The following is a 17,813-nucleotide window of genomic DNA, read 5'->3' as shown; positions in this document are numbered from 1 at the left end:
TCGCTTGCCTGTCATCCTGCTGAGCCTCGTGCTGACGCTGGTGTCGTGTGCCCGTTCAGCGAACAACGAGATCCCGAAGGCGGTCTGCGGAACACCCGTCGAACCCGCAATCACACGTCTGCTCGTCACACCGACGGAGGGCTGGCGAGAGTACAACCGTGTCGATCGGGCGCAGAGCATCACGGCTCCGTGTCTGATCTCCTCCGGAGATGACGTGATCCTCAGGCTCCGCTTTTCGTGGCGCACCGTAGCGACAGACCTCACGTACCTGGCAAAAGGCAGCGGTGCAGTGTCCGGGATCAGCGAGCCTCGCAGCGTCACCTCAAGCTACAAGACCCTCATCGGCACAGACGGAGCCATCTCTCAAGCCCCCTGCAGGACCAAGAGTGGCAACTACTTCACGCTCACCCTCCAGCTTCCCAAGATCAAGCCGGGCGACAGTGATCACCGGGGGGACATCGAGAGGTTCATGCGGGCCTACTTCCCGGCGACGCTGCGTACGCTGGGGTGTCGGTGAGGTGGTCTGTTTGACCTACGTCACTCTCGGGGTAATCTCTTCCGCCCGATTGGCCAGGCCCCCGACCCATATGGCAGACTGTCGGAGTTGCTCGGTCGAGTGTTGATGCTGCGCGCCTCCCGCCGGGAGGACCGGAAGCGAGTCCCACAGTACTCGTCGCCCTAACTGCCTGATGGCAGCGCTGGGGCGGACGTACGGGAATCTTCCGGGAAGCGTGGGCGCGGCACCGGCCAGGCGCCCGGTGGGTCTTCGCCCCCGGTCTGCGGTTCCGGAAGGGCCGTGTGCATTCCCGCAGGGATGTTCGAACAAGGGGCATCTGTGTCAGCGGGAGCGCGACACGCCCGACCGCGTGGGTCGGAGACGAGAGAGCGGAACCACCGGGTTCCGGAGCGTAAGAAGAGACAGGACTACTGAGTAGCCATGGCGGGACAGAAGATCCGCATCCGGCTCAAGGCCTACGACCACGAGGTCATCGACTCCTCGGCGAAGAAGATCGTCGAGACGGTGACCCGCACTGGTGCGTCGGTCGCGGGCCCGGTGCCGCTGCCCACTGAGAAGAACGTGTACTGCGTCATCAAGTCGCCGCACAAGTACAAGGACTCGCGCGAGCACTTCGAGATGCGCACGCACAAGCGCCTGATCGACATTCTCGACCCCACCCCCAAGACCGTTGACTCTCTGATGCGACTCGACCTCCCGGCCGGTGTCGACATCGAGATCAAGCTCTGAGGGTCGGTGAGCTGAGAATGGCTAAGCAGATCAAGGGCATCCTGGGCGAGAAGCTCGGCATGACGCAGGTGTGGGACGAGAACAACCGTGTTGTTCCGGTCACCGTCGTCAAGGCCGGCCCCAACGTCGTCACCCAGGTCCGTACGAACGATGTCGACGGCTACGAGTCCGTCCAGATCGCTTTCGGCGAGATCGACCCGCGCAAGGTGAACAAGCCCCTCAAGGGCCACTTCGCCAAGGCCGACGTCACTCCCCGCCGCCACCTCGTCGAGATCCGTACCGCCGACGCCGGCGAGTACACCCTCGGCCAGGAGATCACCGCCGAGGTGTTCGAGGCCGGCATCAAGGTCGACGTGACCGGCAAGAGCAAGGGCAAGGGCTTCGCCGGTGTCATGAAGCGTCACAACTTCAAGGGCCTCGGCGCCGGACACGGCACCCAGCGCAAGCACCGCTCGCCCGGTTCCATCGGTGGCTGCGCCACCCCGGGCCGCGTGTTCAAGGGCCTCCGCATGGCGGGTCGCATGGGCAACGAGCGGGTCACCACCCAGAACCTGACCGTCCACGCCGTTGACGCGGAGAAGGGTCTGCTGCTCATCAAGGGCGCGGTTCCCGGTCCGAACGGCGGCCTCGTCCTGGTCCGCACCGCGGCCAAGGGGGCCTGAGGTAACCGATGAGCACTGTTGACATCCTTTCGCCGGCGGGCGACAAGGCCGGTTCCGTCGAGCTCCCCGCGGAGATCTTCGACGTGGAGAAGATCAGCATTCCGCTGATCCACCAGGTCGTCGTCGCGCAGCTGGCCGCTGCCCGCCAGGGCACGCACAAGACCAAGACCCGTGGCGAAGTCCGTGGTGGTGGCAAGAAGCCTTACCGCCAGAAGGGCACCGGCCGCGCCCGTCAGGGCTCGACCCGCGCGCCGCAGTTCGCCGGTGGTGGCGTCGTGCACGGTCCCGTGCCGCGTGACTACTCGCAGCGCACCCCGAAGAAGATGAAGGCCGCGGCCCTGCGCCACGCCCTCACCGACCGGGCGCGTCACAACCGCATCCACGTCGTCTCCGGCGTGGTCGAGGGCGCGAACCCCAGCACCAAGGCCGCGAAGAGCCTGTTCGGCAAGATCTCGGAGCGCAAGAACCTGCTCCTGGTCGTCGACCGCTCCGACGAGGCCGCGTGGCTGTCCGCCCGCAACCTGCCCCAGGTCCACATCCTGGAGCCGGGCCAGCTGAACACGTACGACGTTCTCGTCTCGGACGACGTGGTCTTCACCCAGGCCGCTTTCGAGTCCTTCGTGTCTGGCCCCCAGGCCGCTGACACCGAAGGGAGCGAAGCCTGATGGCTACGCGTCACCCGAGCATTGCCTCGAAGGCCGCCAAGGCTGCCAAGGTCGCGCGCGTCGCCAAGGCGAAGCGTCACGCGACCGAGGGCAAGAACACCGTCGAGACCCCGCTGAGCAAGTCCTTCACGGACCCCCGTGACGTGCTGCTCAAGCCGGTCGTCTCGGAGAAGAGCTACGCGCTCCTCGACGAGAACAAGTACACGTTCGTCGTCGCCCCGGGCGCCAACAAGACCCAGATCAAGCAGGCCGTCCAGGCGGTCTTCGAGGTCAAGGTCACCGGGGTCAACACGATCAACCGCCAGGGCAAGCGCAAGCGCACGAAGACCGGCTTCGGTCAGCGTGCCGCCACCAAGCGCGCGATCGTGACCCTCGCCGAGGGCGACCGTATCGACATCTTCGGCGGTCCGACCGCCTAAGGGCGGTCCGGATCGTCCGATATCGGACGAGGACTGAGAAATGGGAATCCGCAAGTACAAGCCGACTACGCCGGGCCGTCGTGGCGCCAGCGTCGCCGACTTCGTCGAGGTCACGCGGTCCACGCCGGAGAAGTCGCTGGTCCGCCCCCTGCACAGCAAGGGCGGCCGTAACAACGCCGGTCGTGTGACCGTTCGCCACCAGGGTGGCGGACACAAGCGCGCCTACCGCGTGATCGACTTCCGTCGTCACGACAAGGACGGCGTGCCGGCGAAGGTCGCGCACATCGAGTACGACCCCAACCGCACCGCGCGCATCGCGCTGCTGCACTACGCGGACGGCGAGAAGCGCTACATCCTCGCCCCGCGCAACCTGCAGCAGGGTGACCGCGTCGAGAACGGTCCCGGGGCCGACATCAAGCCGGGCAACAACCTGGCCCTCCGCAACATCCCGGTCGGTACCACGATCCACGCGATCGAGCTCCGTCCCGGTGGCGGTGCCAAGTTCGCCCGGTCCGCCGGTGCCTCCGTGCAGCTGCTCGCGAAGGAGGGCGCCTACGCCCACCTGCGCATGCCGTCCGGTGAGATCCGCCTGGTCGACGTCCGCTGCCGCGCCACCATCGGCGAGGTCGGCAACGCCGAGCAGAGCAACATCAACTGGGGCAAGGCCGGCCGCAAGCGGTGGCTGGGCGTTCGCCCGACCGTCCGTGGTGTCGTCATGAACCCGGTCGACCACCCGCACGGTGGTGGTGAGGGCCGGACCTCCGGTGGTCGCCACCCCGTGTCCCCGTGGGGCAAGAAGGAAGGCCGTACTCGTTCGCCCAAGAAGGCGTCGAACAAGTACATCGTCCGCCGCCGCAAGACGAACAAGAAGCGCTAAGGACGGGTTGAGATGCCTCGTAGCCTGAAGAAGGGGCCCTTCGTCGACGACCACCTGATCAAGAAGGTGGACGCCCAGAACGAAGCCGGCACCAAGAACGTCATCAAGACCTGGTCCCGTCGCTCCATGATCGTCCCGGCCATGCTCGGCCACACGCTCGCGGTGCACAACGGCAAGACCCACATCCCGGTGTTCGTCACCGAGTCGATGGTCGGTCACAAGCTCGGCGAGTTCTCGCCGACCCGCACCTTCCGGGGCCACGTCAAGGACGACCGGAAGTCGAAGCGCCGCTAGTAGCGGATCGCATTCAGACACGTAAGTAACTGAGAGGGACAACCATGGAAGCCAGGGCCCAGGCGCGGTACATCCGCGTTACGCCCATGAAGGCCCGCCGCGTGGTGGACCTTATCCGTGGCATGGATGCCACGGAGGCTCAGGCTGTTCTGCGATTCGCTCCGCAGGCAGCCTCCGTGCCGGTCGGCAAGGTGCTCGACAGCGCCATCGCCAACGCCGCGCACAACTACGACCACACCGACGCCGACAGCCTCTTCATCTCTGAGGCGTACGTCGACGAGGGCCCGACCCTGAAGCGGTTCCGGCCGCGCGCCCAGGGCCGTGCCTACCGGATCCGCAAGCGGACCAGCCACATCACCGTGGTCGTCAGCAGCAAGGAAGGAACCCGGTAATGGGCCAGAAGGTTAACCCGCATGGGTTCCGGCTCGGTGTCACGACCGACTTCAAGTCGCGTTGGTACGCCGACAAGCTGTACAAGGACTACGTCAAGGAAGACGTCGCCATCCGTCGGATGATGACGTCCGGCATGGAGCGCGCCGGCATCTCGAAGGTTGAGATCGAGCGCACCCGTGACCGCGTGCGGGTGGACATCCACACCGCTCGTCCGGGCATCGTCATCGGCCGCCGTGGCGCCGAGGCCGACCGCATCCGCGGTGACCTCGAGAAGCTCACGGGCAAGCAGGTCCAGCTGAACATCCTCGAGGTCAAGAACCCCGAGACGGACGCTCAGCTCGTGGCCCAGGCCGTTGCCGAGCAGCTCTCCTCCCGCGTCTCCTTCCGCCGTGCCATGCGCAAGAGCATGCAGTCGGCGATGAAGGCCGGCGCCAAGGGCATCAAGATCCAGTGCGGCGGCCGCCTCGGTGGCGCCGAGATGTCCCGCTCGGAGTTCTACCGCGAGGGCCGCGTGCCCCTGCACACGCTCCGTGCGAACGTGGACTACGGCTTCTTCGAGGCCAAGACGACCTTCGGCCGCATCGGCGTGAAGGTCTGGATCTACAAGGGCGACGTGAAGAACATCGCCGAGGTCCGCGCCGAGAACGCTGCGGCCCGTGCGGGTAACCGCCCGGCCCGTGGCGGTGCCGACCGCCCGGCCCGTGGTGGCCGTGGTGGCGAGCGGCGCGGTCGCAAGCCGCAGCAGGCTGCCGGCGCCGAGGCCCCCAAGGCCGAGGCTCCGGCGTCCGCTCCGGCTGAGAGCACCGGAACGGAGGCCTGACCGAAATGCTGATCCCCCGTAGGGTCAAGCACCGCAAGCAGCACCACCCGAAGCGCAACGGTATGTCCAAGGGTGGGACGCAGGTTGCGTTCGGCGAGTACGGCATCCAGGCGCTGACCCCGGCCTACGTGACGAACCGCCAGATCGAGGCGGCCCGTATCGCGATGACCCGCCACATCAAGCGTGGCGGCAAGGTCTGGATCAACATCTACCCGGACCGTCCGCTCACCAAGAAGCCCGCCGAGACCCGCATGGGTTCCGGTAAGGGTTCTCCGGAGTGGTGGATCGCCAACGTCAAGCCCGGACGTGTGATGTTCGAGCTGTCGTACCCCAACGAGAAGATCGCCCGTGAGGCGCTGACCCGTGCGGCCCACAAGCTGCCGATGAAGTGCCGGATCGTCAAGCGCGAGGCAGGTGAAGCGTGATGTCGGCCGGTACCAAGGCGTCCGAGCTGCGCGAGCTGGGCAACGAGGAGCTTCTGGGTAAGCTCCGCGAGGCCAAGGAAGAGCTGTTCAACCTCCGCTTCCAGGCGGCGACGGGTCAGCTCGAGAACCACGGCCGGCTGAAGGCCGTCCGTAAGGACATCGCGCGGATCTACACCCTGATGCGCGAGCGCGAGCTGGGCATCGAAACGGTGGAGAACGCATGAGCGAGAACAACGTGACTGAGCAGAACACCGAGGCACGCGGCTTCCGCAAGACCCGTGAGGGCCTCGTCGTCAGCGACAAGATGGACAAGACCGTCGTCGTCGCCGTCGAGGACCGCGTCAAGCACGCGCTTTACGGCAAGGTCATCCGCCGTACGAACAAGCTCAAGGCGCACGACGAGCAGAACGCCGCGGGTGTCGGCGACCGTGTCCTCCTCATGGAGACCCGGCCGCTGTCCGCGACGAAGCGCTGGCGCGTCGTCGAGATCCTCGAGAAGGCCAAGTAGGTAATTCCCGCAAGGGAATTCCAACAAGTACGCCTGCGGGCAAACCCGCAGGACAGTTCCGCCAGGCTCGGCAGGGGCACTCGTCTGAGGCCCCTGCCGGGAACCGGCAGACAAACAGGAGATAGACGTGATCCAGCAGGAGTCGCGACTGCGCGTCGCCGACAACACTGGTGCGAAGGAAATCCTTTGCATCCGTGTGCTCGGTGGCTCCGGTCGCCGCTACGCGGGCATCGGTGACGTCATCGTCGCCACCGTCAAGGACGCGATCCCCGGTGGCAACGTGAAGAAGGGTGACGTCGTCAAGGCGGTCATCGTTCGCACCGTCAAGGAGCGCCGTCGGCCGGACGGCTCGTACATCCGCTTCGACGAGAACGCCGCCGTCATTCTGAAGAACGACGGCGACCCTCGCGGCACCCGTATCTTCGGCCCGGTCGGCCGTGAGCTGCGCGAGAAGAAGTTCATGAAGATCATCTCGCTCGCGCCGGAGGTGCTGTAAGCATGAAGATCAAGAAGGGCGACCTGGTCCAGGTCATCACCGGTAAGGACAAGGGCAAGCAGGGCAAGGTCATCGCGGCCTTCCCCCGCGAGGACCGCGTCCTGGTCGAGGGTGTCAACCGGGTCAAGAAGCACACCAAGGCCGGCCCGACCGCCAGCGGTTCGCAGGCCGGCGGCATCGTCACGACCGAGGCGCCGATCCACGTCTCCAACGTCCAGCTGGTCGTTGAGAAGGACGGTCAGAAGGTCGTCACGCGTGTCGGTTACCGCTTCGACGATGAGGGCAACAAGATCCGCGTTGCCAAGCGGACGGGTGAGGACATCTGATGGCTACCACCACCACTCCGCGCCTCAAGCAGAAGTACCGTGAGGAGATCACGGGCAAGCTGCGTGACGAGTTCAAGTACGAGAACGTCATGCAGATCCCCGGTCTCGTCAAGATCGTGGTCAACATGGGTGTGGGCGACGCCGCCCGCGACTCCAAGCTGATCGAGGGCGCCATCCGCGACCTCACCACGATCACCGGCCAGAAGCCGCAGGTCACCAAGGCTCGCAAGTCCATCGCGCAGTTCAAGCTGCGTGAGGGCCAGCCGATCGGTGCCCACGTCACGCTTCGTGGCGACCGCATGTGGGAGTTCCTGGACCGCACCCTGTCGCTCGCGCTGCCGCGCATCCGCGACTTCCGTGGTCTGTCCCCCAAGCAGTTCGACGGCCGCGGCAACTACACCTTCGGTCTCACGGAGCAGGTCATGTTCCACGAGATCGACCAGGACAAGATCGACCGTACCCGGGGCATGGACATCACCGTGGTGACCACGGCGACCAACGACGCTGAGGGCCGCGCGCTCCTTCGTCACCTCGGCTTCCCGTTCAAGGAGGCGTGAGCGAGATGGCGAAGAAGGCTCTGATTGCCAAGGCTGCTCGCAAGCCCAAGTTCGGTGTGCGTGGCTACACGCGCTGCCAGCGCTGCGGCCGTCCGCACTCCGTGTACCGCAAGTTCGGCCTCTGCCGCGTGTGCCTTCGTGAGATGGCTCACCGTGGCGAGCTGCCGGGCGTGACCAAGAGCTCCTGGTAATCCCGCTTTTAGGGATTCCTGAAGCTCTCGGTAAGCATCTGGGTCGGCAGGGGCCCTTCTCCACATGCCGTAGGCTTGTGGGGTTGGGCGTCTGCCGCGCCCGTACGACTTACTACGCCGTAGGTCCACCGCGCCGCACCCGTCCCGTCTCGGATCGGGGAGAGGGATGGCGCACCAGGAAACCCCGGCGAGAGAGGCCGAAGGCCAATTCATGACCATGACTGATCCGATCGCAGACATGCTTACGCGTCTGCGGAACGCGAACTCGGCATACCACGACTCCGTGACGATGCCGGCATCGAAGATCAAGTCGCACATCGCAGAGATCCTCCAGCAGGAGGGCTTCATCACGGGCTGGAAGGTCGAGGACGCCGAGGTCGGTAAGAACCTCGTTCTCGAGCTGAAGTTCGGCCCGAACCGTGAGCGCTCCATCGCGGGCATCAAGCGGATCTCCAAGCCCGGTCTCCGGGTGTACGCGAAGTCCACCAACCTGCCGAAGGTGCTGGGCGGCCTCGGCGTGGCGATCATCTCCACGTCGCACGGGCTCCTCACCGACAAGCAGGCCGGCAAGAAGGGCGTGGGTGGGGAAGTCCTCGCCTACGTCTGGTAACGGAAGGGAACGGAGGAAACAGCTATGTCGCGTATTGGCAAGCTCCCCATCACGGTTCCCGCCGGCGTGGACGTCACCATCGACGGCCGTACGGTCTCGGTCAAGGGCCCCAAGGGCACGCTGACCCACACCGTCGTCGCGCCGATCGACATCGTCAAGGGTGAGGACGGCGTGCTCAACGTCACCCGTCCGAACGACGAGCGTCAGAACAAGGCCCTCCACGGCCTGTCCCGCACGCTGGTGGCGAACATGATCACCGGCGTGACCCAGGGTTACGTGAAGAAGCTCGAGATCAGCGGTGTCGGTTACCGCGTGACGGCCAAGGGCTCGAACCTCGAGTTCGCGCTCGGCTACAGCCACCCGATCACCGTCGAGGCGCCCGAGGGAATCACCTTCAAGGTGGAGACCCCGACCCGCTTCCAGGTCGAGGGCATCGACAAGCAGAAGGTCGGCGAGGTTGCGGCCAACATCCGCAAGCTGCGCAAGCCCGACCCGTACAAGGCCAAGGGCGTCAAGTACGAGGGCGAAGTCATCCGCCGCAAGGTCGGAAAGGCGGGTAAGTAAGCCATGGCATACGGGCAGAAGATCCTCAAGGGCGACGCCTACAAGCGCGCCGCGATCAAGCGCCGTCACATCCGTATCCGCAAGCGGATCTCGGGTACGGCGGAGCGTCCCCGTCTGGTCGTGACCCGCTCCAACCGCCACATCGTGGCGCAGGTGATCGACGACCTGAAGGGCCACACCCTGGCTTCCGCGTCCACCCTGGACGCGTCGGTCCGTGGTGGCGAGGGCGACAAGTCCGCGCAGGCCAAGCAGGTCGGCGCCCTGGTCGCCGAGCGTGCCAAGGCCGCCGGTGTCGAGGCTGTCGTGTTCGACCGTGGTGGCAACCAGTACGCCGGGCGCATCGCCGCCCTGGCGGACGCCGCCCGCGAAGCCGGGCTCAAGTTCTGAGCCTGCCGTAGCTAGCGGAAACAGAGAGAGGTAATTCCAATGGCTGGACCCCAGCGCCGCGGTGGCGGTGCCGGTGGCGGCGAGCGGCGGGACCGGAAGGGCCGTGACGGCGGCGCTGCTGCCGCCGAGAAGACCGCGTACGTTGAGCGTGTCGTCGCGATCAACCGTGTCGCCAAGGTTGTGAAGGGTGGTCGTCGCTTCAGCTTCACCGCGCTGGTCGTGGTGGGCGACGGTGACGGCACCGTGGGTGTCGGTTACGGCAAGGCCAAGGAGGTGCCGGCCGCCATCGCCAAGGGCGTTGAGGAGGCCAAGAAGCACTTCTTCAAGGTCCCGCGTATCCAGGGCACCATCCCGCACCCGATCCAGGGTGAGAAGGCTGCCGGCGTCGTGCTGCTCAAGCCCGCGTCCCCGGGTACCGGCGTTATCGCCGGTGGTCCGGTGCGCGCCGTGCTCGAGTGCGCCGGTATCCACGACATCCTGTCGAAGTCGCTCGGCTCCGACAACGCGATCAACATCGTGCACGCGACCGTGGCGGCCCTGAAGGGCCTGCAGCGTCCGGAGGAGGTCGCGGCCCGCCGCGGTCTGCCTCTCGAGGACGTCGCTCCCGCGGCTCTTCTCCGTGCGCGTGCCGGGGCGGGTGCGTGATGGCTCAGCTCAAGATCACGCAGGTCAAGTCCTACATCGGCAGCAAGCAGAACCACCGTGACACCCTGCGCTCCCTTGGTCTCAAGGGCATCAACACGCAGGTCGTCAAGGAGGACCGCCCCGAGTTCCGCGGCATGGTGCACACCGTCCGCCACCTCGTGACGGTCGAGGAGGTCGACTGATCATGGCGGAGAACAACCCGCTCAAGATCCACAACCTCCGTCCCGCCCCGGGCGCCAAGACCGCGAAGACCCGTGTCGGTCGCGGTGAGGCGTCGAAGGGTAAGACGGCCGGTCGTGGTACCAAGGGCACGAAGGCCCGTTACCAGGTTCCGGAGCGCTTCGAGGGTGGGCAGATGCCCCTCCACATGCGTCTCCCGAAGCTCAAGGGCTTCAAGAACCCGTTCAAGACCGAGTTCCAGGTCGTGAACCTCGACAAGCTGGCCGCGCTCTACCCCGAGGGTGGCGAGGTCACGGTCGAGGGTCTGGTGGCCAAGGGTGCCGTTCGCAAGAACAGCCTCGTCAAGGTCCTCGGCCAGGGCGAGATCTCCGTGGCGCTGCAGGTGACGGTGGACGCCGTCTCCGGCTCCGCCAAGGAGAAGATCACCGCCGCCGGCGGTACGGTCACCGAGCTCGTCTGATCTAGCTCGTAGTTGCGAGTAGAGCCGCCCCGCGATAGCGGGGCGGCTCTACTCGTTCCTCGGCCGGCAGGGACGGGTTGACCGGTGACGCGTGGTGCGGTCGGCTATTTGTTCACTTCGGCCCTGGCATGGTCAAGCCAGACCTTGGATGCTTTCCGCAGCGAAGCCAGGGTTGGCGACTGCTTTGCTATCAGATTTCGCTCGTACGCGGACTGAACCTCGACCACGGTGTCCAAGTAGCGAACCTTCGTCTTGCATCCCATATCCGCAACCGCGACAGCTGTCTCCAGTTGCGACGGATTCTTGCTTCCGTGCCACCGGCCATCATTAGCGGCGGCCTGCGGAGAGGTGTAGTGGAATCCTGCTTCTTGCATGCAGGAAGCCCATTTCTCGTTGACGCCCTTGACTCTTTCGTCGCTGTCGGACCTCACGGCAGTGGAGTATCGCAGTGCACTCATCACGGTGTCGATGATCCCGTCCGGCGTTGCGCTCGTGTCCGGGGTGATCGACATGCCCTCGATTTTGATTCGATGGGGCTTTGCGCCCTTCATCAGAGTCTGAGCGGCGAATGTCGAGCATCCACCCTCCGGAACGGCATGGCCTTTGTAGCGTCTCAGGCTCCCGTCCAATAGTGCGCGCTGAGTACGCGTGGCTCCTCGGCTCCAGTCGGTCTCCGAGTCGGGCGACTTGCGCATGTTCTTGTAGCCGTTTTTTCTGACCTGCGACAGAGGGAAGACGAGGAACTCGTATCGATACGATTCTTCGTGATCCATACGGGGAGTCGGCAGCGGGTGGCTCCCATAGCGGAGATCCCGCATACACCGATTGGTCAGAGACGCTTCCGCTTTCCTGATCTGAAGTACGTCCTGCGGTGACATGAAGTATCTGTCCAGCGGCCGGTCGATGTGGCCCGTCCTCGCGTCTATGATCACGCGGCCGGGTTCGCCGTGCTTCTCCTCCGGGCTGCTTCCGGCTGCCGAGCAGGCGACGAGCAGTGCGGTGAGCGCAAGAGTGCTCAAGCTGTACTGAGTGAGATTCTTCATTTTGCTTCAGCTGCCCAATGAGACGCCTGAGTGCCGGCCCAGCAGGGCCGGCACTCAGTTCAACGGTATGTGGCTGTCGGCGTCACCTTGGGATCAGCAGCGCCACTTTTCGAGGGAGGATGCCTCGTTGTACATCCAGGCATAGCCGCCCGTGAAGTCGAACTTCACTCCCTTGGAGATGTGGAAGTTGTAGCCCGTGTAGTTGACGTTCTTCCAGATCGTCCAGCCCTGGCAGTCGGGGTGGGACCCCGCCTTGACAGAGCTGATGTCATCGCCGATGTAGCCGTGGTCGCCGCGGAACCAGTACATTCCGTGGAAGTTCTTGTGACCGCCCCTGAGGTCGTAGTAGCCGTCGCTGGCCTTCTCGCCATAGGAGTCGTACACGCACAGTTCGGTGCTCTCGCACCGCCCGTCCCCAGTGCTGGCAACGGCAGGTGCTGTGAACGCCGAGGTCATAGCGATCCCAGCCACGGCGGTGGCCGCAGCGGTGGCGACCAGACGCACCTTCGTCATGAATCCCCCTTTTTTTGTGTTGTCTATCCGTGCGCAATGCGCCTGCGCACGAGCGCGATCAGCCAAAACCCCTGATCGATTTGGTCGTCGACGATCATAGTGATCGTGATTTTGACCTGTCAATGCGATTCCGTTACCAAACGTCAGCGGAAGGTGGCTGAAAAGCAGTGACATCGTGAATTTAAATTGCCTCCATCTGAAGTCTCTGGTAAGCCGCCGCGAGTGTTCCTCTAGTCCATCGATCAACTTGATTGGGAGGCCGCAGGGCGCGTTGGGCGTGATCCGGTAGGAGAAGAATGGAACCCGGAGGTCTCTTGGCCCGTCGTGGCGACGCGGGCAACGGGCCCGGCTCGGCCGCGGGGTCGCATCGCAGGGTGCGCCCGCCGGGGCTCTTCGTGCGAGCCCGCAATCTGGAGTCCCTGGCGACGTGCCGACGATGGCCGCTCACCTCGCCGACCTGCATGGCGCTGTCTGCCCGGTCGTCCACAGGCCGTGAGGCATTCGCGAAGGAGTTCAATTTTCAGCGATATGTTCGAAGTATCCTGAGATGTGCAGGGCCGGCGGATGACTGCTGATGGGTAGTCGGTCGGCGTTCCGGCAGGGCCCTGATATAGGTAGGCTGTGGCGACTGGCATCCCAGCGCTGGCTTGGCATGCCGTAACCTCGTTCCACAGGTCATCATCCCGAATTTAGTCGTCACCTCACGCGCATACGCGGGGGTCGCAGGAGGCACCGTGCTCACCGCGTTCGCCCGGGCGTTCAGGACGCCCGACCTGCGCAAGAAGCTGCTGTTCACGCTGGCCGTCATCGTGGTGTATCGGATGGGTACCCACATCCCGATCCCGGGCGTCAACTACAAGAACGTCCAGACGTGTGTCCGCGAGGCCTCCGGTAACCAGGGTCTCTTCGGGCTGGTCAACATGTTCAGCGGCGGTGCGCTGCTGCAGATCACGATCTTCGCGCTCGGGATCATGCCGTACATCACGGCCAGCATCATTCTGCAGCTGCTGACGGTCGTGATCCCGCGACTGGAAGCGCTCAAGAAGGAGGGACAGGCCGGCACTGCCAAGATCACGCAGTACACCCGGTACCTGACTGTGGCGCTGGCCATCCTCCAGGGCACTGGCCTGGTTGCCACCGCCCGCAGCGGGGCCCTGTTCGGCACCTGCTCGGTGGCGAACCAGATCGTCCCCAACCAGGCGATCTTCACCACCATCACCATGGTCATCTGCATGACCGCCGGTACGGCCGTCGTCATGTGGCTCGGTGAGCTGATCACCGACCGCGGCATCGGCAACGGCATGTCGATCCTGATGTTCATCTCGATCGCAGCCACCTTCCCGTCCGCCCTGTGGGCCATCAAGAAGCAGGGCACGCTGGCCGGCGGCTGGATCGAGTTCGGCACCGTGATCCTGGTCGGCCTGGTCATGGTCGCGCTCGTGGTCTTCGTCGAGCAGGCCCAGCGCCGCATCCCGGTGCAGTACGCGAAGCGCATGATCGGCCGGCGTTCCTACGGCGGTACGTCCACGTACATCCCGCTCAAGGTGAACCAGGCGGGTGTGATTCCCGTCATTTTCGCCTCGTCGCTGCTCTACATTCCGGCGCTCGTCGCGCAGTTCGCCGGGGGCAAGTCGGGCTGGAAGACCTGGGTCGAGCAGAATCTGACCAAGGGCGATCACCCGATTTACATCACGATGTACTTCTTGCTCATCGTGTTCTTCGCGTTCTTCTACGTGGCGATCTCCTTCAACCCCGAGGAAGTCGCCGACAACATGAAGAAGTATGGTGGCTTCATCCCGGGCATCCGGGCTGGCCGACCGACCGCTGAGTACCTCAGCTACGTGCTCAACCGGATCACCTGGCCGGGTTCGCTGTATCTGGGTCTGATCGCTCTCGTACCGACAATGGCGTTGGTCGGCTTCGGCGCAAGCCAGAACTTCCCGTTCGGCGGGACCAGCATCCTCATCATCGTGGGTGTCGGCCTGGAGACGGTGAAGCAGATCGAGAGCCAGCTCCAGCAGCGCAATTACGAAGGGTTCCTCCGCTGATGCGTATCGTCCTCGTCGGGCCGCCGGGTGCTGGTAAGGGAACGCAAGCCGTACGGCTCGCAGAGAAGCTGGCCGTCCCGCACATCTCCACGGGCGACCTGTTCCGGGCCAACATCAGCCAGCAGACCGAGCTGGGCAAGCTCGCGAAGTCCTACATGGACGCCGGCAACCTCGTTCCCGACGAGGTGACCATCGCGATGGCGAAGGACCGCATGGAGCAGCCGGACGCCGTGGGCGGCTTCCTGCTCGACGGGTTCCCGCGCAACGTCTCGCAGGCCGAGGCGCTGGACCGGCTGCTGCAGACCGAGGGCATCACGCTGGACGCCGTTCTGGACCTGGAGGTCCCGGAGGCCGAGGTCGTCAAGCGGATCGCCGGCCGGCGCATCTGCCGCAACGACTCCTCCCACGTGTTCCACGTGACGTACAGCCGGCCGAAGCAGGAAGGCGTCTGCGACGTCTGCGGCGGCGAGCTGTACCAGCGCGACGACGACTCCGAGGAGACCGTCCGCAAGCGCCTGGAGGTCTACCACACGCAGACCGAGCCGATCATCGACTACTACAAGTCGCAGGGCCTGGTCCGCACGATCTCCGCCCTGGGCCCGGTCGACGAGGTCACCGAGCGGGCGCTGGACGCCCTCAAGCGCGAGAAGGCCGAGAACAAGTAGATCGCGGTCCCTCCGGCCGCGGCGCCCTTCCCCGGACATCCGTTCGGGGGGACTCCCAGGGTGCCGCGGCCGTAGTGTTGTGTACGTAACCCAGCCGACGTGTGACGGAGAGCGCAGGACCCCCATGGTGCAGATCAAGACCCCCGAGCAGATCGCCAAGATGCGTGCGGCGGGATTGGTCGTCGCCGCGATCCACGCGGCCACCCGGGAGGCGGCCGTGCCGGGCGCCAGCACCAGGGACCTGGACGAGGTGGCCCGCAAGGTGCTCGCCGAGAACGGCGCCAAGTCGAACTTCCTCGGCTACGGCGGCTTCCCCGCCACCATCTGCACCTCGGTCAACGACGTGGTCGTCCACGGCATCCCGTCCGAGGACGTCGTCCTGAAGGACGGCGACGTCATCTCCATCGACTGCGGCGCCATCGTCGACGGCTGGCACGGCGACGCGGCCTACACCGCGTTCGTGGGCTCCGGTCACGCCCCGGAGCTGGTCGAGCTCTCCCGGGTGACGGAGGAGTCGATGTGGGCCGGTATCGCGGCCATGAAGCAGGGCAACCGCCTGGTGGACATCTCCCGGGCGATCGAGACGTACATCCGCCGCCAGCCCAAGCCCGGCGGCGGCAAGTACGGGATCATCGAGGACTACGGCGGCCACGGCATCGGCACCGAGATGCACATGGACCCGCACCTGCTGAACTACGTGGACCGCCGCCGCGGCAAGGGCCCCAAGCTGGTCCCCGGCTTCTGCCTCGCGATCGAGCCGATGGTCTCCCTCGGCACCCCGCGGACCGAGGTCCTCGAGGACGACTGGACGGTCATCACCACCGACGGCACCTGGTCCTCGCACTGGGAGCACTCGGTCGCGCTCACCGAGGCGGGCCCCCTGGTGCTGACGGCCCCCGACGGCGGCCGGGCGAAGCTCGCCGAGTACGGCGTCACGGCCGCTCCCGACCCTCTTGCATGAGGATCGCCCTCACGGGGCAGACTTCCCCGATTCGTGTTTCCGGGTGCGCTGACGTAGACTGACTCGTCGGCTCTCGTGCACCCGCATGTCCGCATGCACTCGCAACCGCCCCTCGGGGCGGGCCAGAGAGTCGATCAAGGTAGTCGATTCGAAGGGCGAAGCGTGGCCAAGAAGCAAGGTGCCATCGAGATCGAGGGCACTGTCGTCGAGTCTCTGCCGAACGCCATGTTCAAGGTCGAGCTCCAGAACGGCCACCAGGTCCTGGCACACATCAGCGGCAAGATGCGTATGCACTACATCCGCATCCTCCCTGACGACCGGGTCGTGGTGGAGCTGTCTCCTTACGACCTGACGCGTGGCCGGATCGTCTACCGCTACAAGTAGATCTTGCCCGCGCCCCGGGCCTCCCGGAGCGATGGCACTGACCCGGAGAACCTCACCAATGAAGGTCAAGCCGAGCGTCAAGAAGATCTGCGACAAGTGCAGGGTGATCCGCCGTCACGGTCGGGTCATGGTCATCTGCGAGAACCCGCGCCACAAGCAGCGCCAGGGCTGACGCACGACCGATCCCTCTGCATCCATCGCAGAGTTTCGCGCGACGCAAGCTGAATTGTTCATACGCAGAACCCGAGCCCCTGGGCTCGACACCCCCGGCTCGGAGGCCGAGGACCCGGTTCGTACCTGGTACGGCGGCCGGGAACCGGTTCTGCGGAAGACCTCCGAAGATTCACCAGGAGCCATTGAATGGCACGCGTTTCCGGTGTTGACATCCCGCGCGAAAAGCGCGTGGAGGTCGCCCTCACCTACGTGTTCGGCATCGGCCGGACCCTCTCCCAGCAGACGCTGGCCGAGACCGGCATCGACCCGAACACCCGCGTCCGTGACCTGACCGAAGAGCAGCTGGTCGCGATCCGCGAGTACGTGGACAACAACATCAAGACCGAGGGTGACCTCCGTCGCGAGATCCAGGCCGACATCCGCCGCAAGGTCGAGATCGGCTGCTACCAGGGTCTCCGTCACCGTCGCGGTCTGCCCGTCCGCGGTCAGCGCACCAGCACGAACGCCCGCACCCGCAAGGGCCCGCGTCGCGCCATCGCCGGCAAGAAGAAGCCGGGCAAGAAGTAGTCCTCAGCGGACAACGCTTCATCAGCGGTCTTCGCTGTAGGACCGACCACCTCCCCGTAGGAGTTTGTAGATGCCCCCCAAGGGTCGTCAGGGCGCTGCCAAGAAGGTGCGCCGCAAGGAAAAGAAGAACGTCGCTCACGGCCACGCGCACATCAAGAGCACGTTCAACAACACGATCGTCTCCATCACGGACCCGTCCGGCAACGTGATCTCCTGGGCCTCCGCCGGCCACGTCGGCTTCAAGGGCTCCCGGAAGTCCACGCCGTTCGCCGCGCAGATGGCCGCCGAGTCGGCCGCCCGCCGCGCCCAGGAGCACGGCATGCGCAAGGTCGACGTGTTCGTGAAGGGCCCGGGTTCCGGTCGTGAGACCGCGATCCGCTCCCTGCAGGCCACGGGCCTCGAGGTCGGCTCCATCCAGGACGTCACCCCGACCCCGCACAACGGCTGCCGTCCGCCGAAGCGCCGCCGCGTCTGACGCGTCGCCTTCGCGGCCTGCGGTACTCGGGCGGTACGGCTCCTTCGGGTCGTGCCGCCCGTACCCTTGCAGTACCCGCACTTCTCACGGGTGCGGATTCCGTCGGGCGTCAAATAGCGGGCGTCCACGAATGAAGGATCTGATCCACACATGCTGATCGCTCAGCGTCCCTCGTTGACCGAAGAGGTCGTCGACGAGTTCCGCTCCCGGTTCGTGATCGAGCCGCTGGAGCCGGGCTTCGGCTACACCCTCGGCAAC

The 17,813-nt window shown here is 65.4% G+C and carries 31 protein-coding genes and 1 pseudogene; 30 read left to right on the top strand and 2 right to left on the bottom strand.

The window, feature by feature from the left end; genetic code table 11:
- Nucleotides 1-4: 4 nt before the first annotated feature.
- The 22 genes from PV343_RS37905 (at nt 5) to rplO (ending at nt 10,725) form a co-directional block, all read left to right on the top strand.
- Entirely contained in the window at nt 5-517 is a 513-nt protein-coding gene (locus PV343_RS37905) for a hypothetical protein (RefSeq protein WP_319151597.1), read from the top strand.
- Nucleotides 518-937: 420 nt separating this feature from the next.
- The gene (gene rpsJ / locus PV343_RS37900; RefSeq protein ID WP_003948644.1) at nt 938-1,246 is read left to right on the top strand and encodes a 30S ribosomal protein S10; all 309 of its coding nucleotides are present in this window, start codon (nt 938-940) and stop codon (nt 1,244-1,246) included.
- Between the two features lie 17 nt (nt 1,247-1,263).
- Nucleotides 1,264-1,908, top strand: coding sequence for a 50S ribosomal protein L3 (gene rplC / locus PV343_RS37895; RefSeq protein ID WP_266560738.1), 645 nt, complete (start codon nt 1,264-1,266; stop codon nt 1,906-1,908).
- Between the two features lie 8 nt (nt 1,909-1,916).
- Nucleotides 1,917-2,573, top strand: a complete 657-nt coding sequence (gene rplD, locus PV343_RS37890; RefSeq protein ID WP_319151596.1) for a 50S ribosomal protein L4 — start codon at nt 1,917-1,919, stop codon at nt 2,571-2,573.
- Nucleotides 2,573-2,992, top strand: a complete 420-nt coding sequence (gene rplW / locus PV343_RS37885) for a 50S ribosomal protein L23 (RefSeq protein WP_319151595.1) — start codon at nt 2,573-2,575, stop codon at nt 2,990-2,992. Before rplD ends, rplW begins: the two co-directional genes overlap by 1 nt.
- Nucleotides 2,993-3,032: 40 nt before the next feature.
- A complete protein-coding gene (rplB, locus tag PV343_RS37880; RefSeq protein WP_020941674.1) occupies nt 3,033-3,869 on the top strand; it encodes a 50S ribosomal protein L2 in 837 nt (278 codons plus the stop codon).
- Between the two features lie 12 nt (nt 3,870-3,881).
- The gene (gene rpsS, locus PV343_RS37875) at nt 3,882-4,163 is read left to right on the top strand and encodes a 30S ribosomal protein S19 (protein WP_003992359.1); all 282 of its coding nucleotides are present in this window, start codon (nt 3,882-3,884) and stop codon (nt 4,161-4,163) included.
- A gap of 44 nt (nt 4,164-4,207) precedes the next feature.
- Nucleotides 4,208-4,555 carry a 50S ribosomal protein L22 gene (gene rplV, locus PV343_RS37870; RefSeq protein ID WP_003974262.1) on the top strand — a complete coding sequence of 116 codons (348 nt, stop codon included), beginning with the start codon at nt 4,208-4,210 and terminating at the stop codon, nt 4,553-4,555.
- On the top strand, nt 4,555-5,376 hold the full coding sequence (gene rpsC / locus PV343_RS37865; protein WP_003998826.1) for a 30S ribosomal protein S3: 822 nt from the start codon (nt 4,555-4,557) through the stop codon (nt 5,374-5,376). The genes rplV and rpsC overlap by 1 nt, the downstream gene beginning before the upstream one ends.
- A gap of 5 nt (nt 5,377-5,381) precedes the next feature.
- A complete protein-coding gene (rplP, locus tag PV343_RS37860; RefSeq protein WP_009190136.1) occupies nt 5,382-5,801 on the top strand; it encodes a 50S ribosomal protein L16 in 420 nt (139 codons plus the stop codon).
- Nucleotides 5,801-6,025 (top strand): 50S ribosomal protein L29, encoded by a 225-nt coding sequence (gene rpmC, locus PV343_RS37855; protein WP_018564811.1) that lies wholly within the window; start codon nt 5,801-5,803, stop codon nt 6,023-6,025. The genes rplP and rpmC overlap by 1 nt, the downstream gene beginning before the upstream one ends.
- Nucleotides 6,022-6,309 (top strand): 30S ribosomal protein S17, encoded by a 288-nt coding sequence (gene rpsQ, locus PV343_RS37850; RefSeq protein WP_020941675.1) that lies wholly within the window; start codon nt 6,022-6,024, stop codon nt 6,307-6,309. Before rpmC ends, rpsQ begins: the two co-directional genes overlap by 4 nt.
- Nucleotides 6,310-6,436: 127 nt before the next feature.
- Nucleotides 6,437-6,805 carry a 50S ribosomal protein L14 gene (rplN, locus tag PV343_RS37845; RefSeq protein ID WP_003998823.1) on the top strand — a complete coding sequence of 123 codons (369 nt, stop codon included), beginning with the start codon at nt 6,437-6,439 and terminating at the stop codon, nt 6,803-6,805.
- 2 nt (nt 6,806-6,807) lie between these two features.
- Nucleotides 6,808-7,131: a 50S ribosomal protein L24 gene (gene rplX, locus PV343_RS37840; RefSeq protein ID WP_020941676.1), complete on the top strand. Its 324-nt coding sequence runs from the start codon at nt 6,808-6,810 to the stop codon at nt 7,129-7,131.
- Nucleotides 7,131-7,688, top strand: a complete 558-nt coding sequence (gene rplE, locus PV343_RS37835) for a 50S ribosomal protein L5 (RefSeq protein WP_133919850.1) — start codon at nt 7,131-7,133, stop codon at nt 7,686-7,688. The genes rplX and rplE overlap by 1 nt, the downstream gene beginning before the upstream one ends.
- A gap of 5 nt (nt 7,689-7,693) precedes the next feature.
- Nucleotides 7,694-7,879 carry a type Z 30S ribosomal protein S14 gene (locus PV343_RS37830; RefSeq protein WP_003948630.1) on the top strand — a complete coding sequence of 62 codons (186 nt, stop codon included), beginning with the start codon at nt 7,694-7,696 and terminating at the stop codon, nt 7,877-7,879.
- Nucleotides 7,880-8,090: 211 nt separating this feature from the next.
- A complete protein-coding gene (rpsH, locus tag PV343_RS37825) occupies nt 8,091-8,489 on the top strand; it encodes a 30S ribosomal protein S8 (protein WP_007384075.1) in 399 nt (132 codons plus the stop codon).
- Between the two features lie 24 nt (nt 8,490-8,513).
- Nucleotides 8,514-9,053, top strand: coding sequence for a 50S ribosomal protein L6 (rplF, locus tag PV343_RS37820; protein WP_020941678.1), 540 nt, complete (start codon nt 8,514-8,516; stop codon nt 9,051-9,053).
- A gap of 3 nt (nt 9,054-9,056) precedes the next feature.
- The gene (gene rplR / locus PV343_RS37815) at nt 9,057-9,440 is read left to right on the top strand and encodes a 50S ribosomal protein L18 (RefSeq protein WP_100827758.1); all 384 of its coding nucleotides are present in this window, start codon (nt 9,057-9,059) and stop codon (nt 9,438-9,440) included.
- A 39-nt stretch (nt 9,441-9,479) separates the two neighbouring features.
- Entirely contained in the window at nt 9,480-10,085 is a 606-nt protein-coding gene (gene rpsE, locus PV343_RS37810) for a 30S ribosomal protein S5 (RefSeq protein WP_007494753.1), read from the top strand.
- Entirely contained in the window at nt 10,085-10,267 is a 183-nt protein-coding gene (gene rpmD / locus PV343_RS37805; RefSeq protein WP_003974250.1) for a 50S ribosomal protein L30, read from the top strand. Before rpsE ends, rpmD begins: the two co-directional genes overlap by 1 nt.
- A gap of 2 nt (nt 10,268-10,269) precedes the next feature.
- Nucleotides 10,270-10,725, top strand: coding sequence for a 50S ribosomal protein L15 (rplO, locus tag PV343_RS37800; RefSeq protein ID WP_003974249.1), 456 nt, complete (start codon nt 10,270-10,272; stop codon nt 10,723-10,725).
- A 104-nt stretch (nt 10,726-10,829) separates the two neighbouring features.
- On the opposite strand, the gene PV343_RS37795 is transcribed toward rplO, so the two are convergent.
- Both PV343_RS37795 and PV343_RS37790 read right to left on the bottom strand, forming a co-directional pair.
- Nucleotides 10,830-11,768, bottom strand: coding sequence for a hypothetical protein (locus tag PV343_RS37795; protein WP_319151594.1), 939 nt, complete (start codon nt 11,766-11,768; stop codon nt 10,830-10,832).
- Between the two features lie 93 nt (nt 11,769-11,861).
- Complete coding sequence (locus PV343_RS37790; RefSeq protein WP_319151593.1) at nt 11,862-12,152, bottom strand: hypothetical protein; 291 nt, start codon at nt 12,150-12,152, stop codon at nt 11,862-11,864.
- 863 nt (nt 12,153-13,015) lie between these two features.
- On the opposite strand from PV343_RS37790, the gene secY reads away from it, so the two are divergent.
- From secY to PV343_RS37750, 8 genes and pseudogenes are all read left to right on the top strand, one after another.
- Complete coding sequence (secY, locus tag PV343_RS37785) at nt 13,016-14,329, top strand: preprotein translocase subunit SecY (protein ID WP_319151592.1); 1,314 nt, start codon at nt 13,016-13,018, stop codon at nt 14,327-14,329.
- Complete coding sequence (locus tag PV343_RS37780) at nt 14,329-14,994, top strand: adenylate kinase (protein ID WP_319151591.1); 666 nt, start codon at nt 14,329-14,331, stop codon at nt 14,992-14,994. The genes secY and PV343_RS37780 overlap by 1 nt, the downstream gene beginning before the upstream one ends.
- A 124-nt stretch (nt 14,995-15,118) precedes the next feature.
- Nucleotides 15,119-15,955 carry a type I methionyl aminopeptidase gene (gene map / locus PV343_RS37775; RefSeq protein ID WP_319151590.1) on the top strand — a complete coding sequence of 279 codons (837 nt, stop codon included), beginning with the start codon at nt 15,119-15,121 and terminating at the stop codon, nt 15,953-15,955.
- A 162-nt stretch (nt 15,956-16,117) separates the two neighbouring features.
- Complete coding sequence (gene infA / locus PV343_RS37770; protein WP_003948620.1) at nt 16,118-16,339, top strand: translation initiation factor IF-1; 222 nt, start codon at nt 16,118-16,120, stop codon at nt 16,337-16,339.
- Nucleotides 16,340-16,397: 58 nt separating this feature from the next.
- Nucleotides 16,398-16,511, top strand: a complete 114-nt coding sequence (gene rpmJ, locus PV343_RS37765) for a 50S ribosomal protein L36 (protein ID WP_003998809.1) — start codon at nt 16,398-16,400, stop codon at nt 16,509-16,511.
- Nucleotides 16,512-16,699: 188 nt separating this feature from the next.
- Nucleotides 16,700-17,080, top strand: a complete 381-nt coding sequence (gene rpsM / locus PV343_RS37760; RefSeq protein ID WP_031167100.1) for a 30S ribosomal protein S13 — start codon at nt 16,700-16,702, stop codon at nt 17,078-17,080.
- A 70-nt stretch (nt 17,081-17,150) separates the two neighbouring features.
- Nucleotides 17,151-17,555, top strand: a complete 405-nt coding sequence (rpsK, locus tag PV343_RS37755; protein WP_003956432.1) for a 30S ribosomal protein S11 — start codon at nt 17,151-17,153, stop codon at nt 17,553-17,555.
- 150 nt (nt 17,556-17,705) lie between these two features.
- Nucleotides 17,706-17,813 (top strand): annotated as a pseudogene (locus PV343_RS37750) (DNA-directed RNA polymerase subunit alpha); the annotation flags it as partial.

The organism is Streptomyces sp. WI03-4A (genome assembly GCF_033792105.1).
In the GTDB taxonomy this organism is placed as follows: Bacteria; Actinomycetota; Actinomycetes; order Streptomycetales; family Streptomycetaceae; genus Streptomyces; species Streptomyces collinus_A.
Note: the sequence above shows the minus strand (reverse complement) of the source record. Positions and strands in the feature narration are given on the sequence as shown.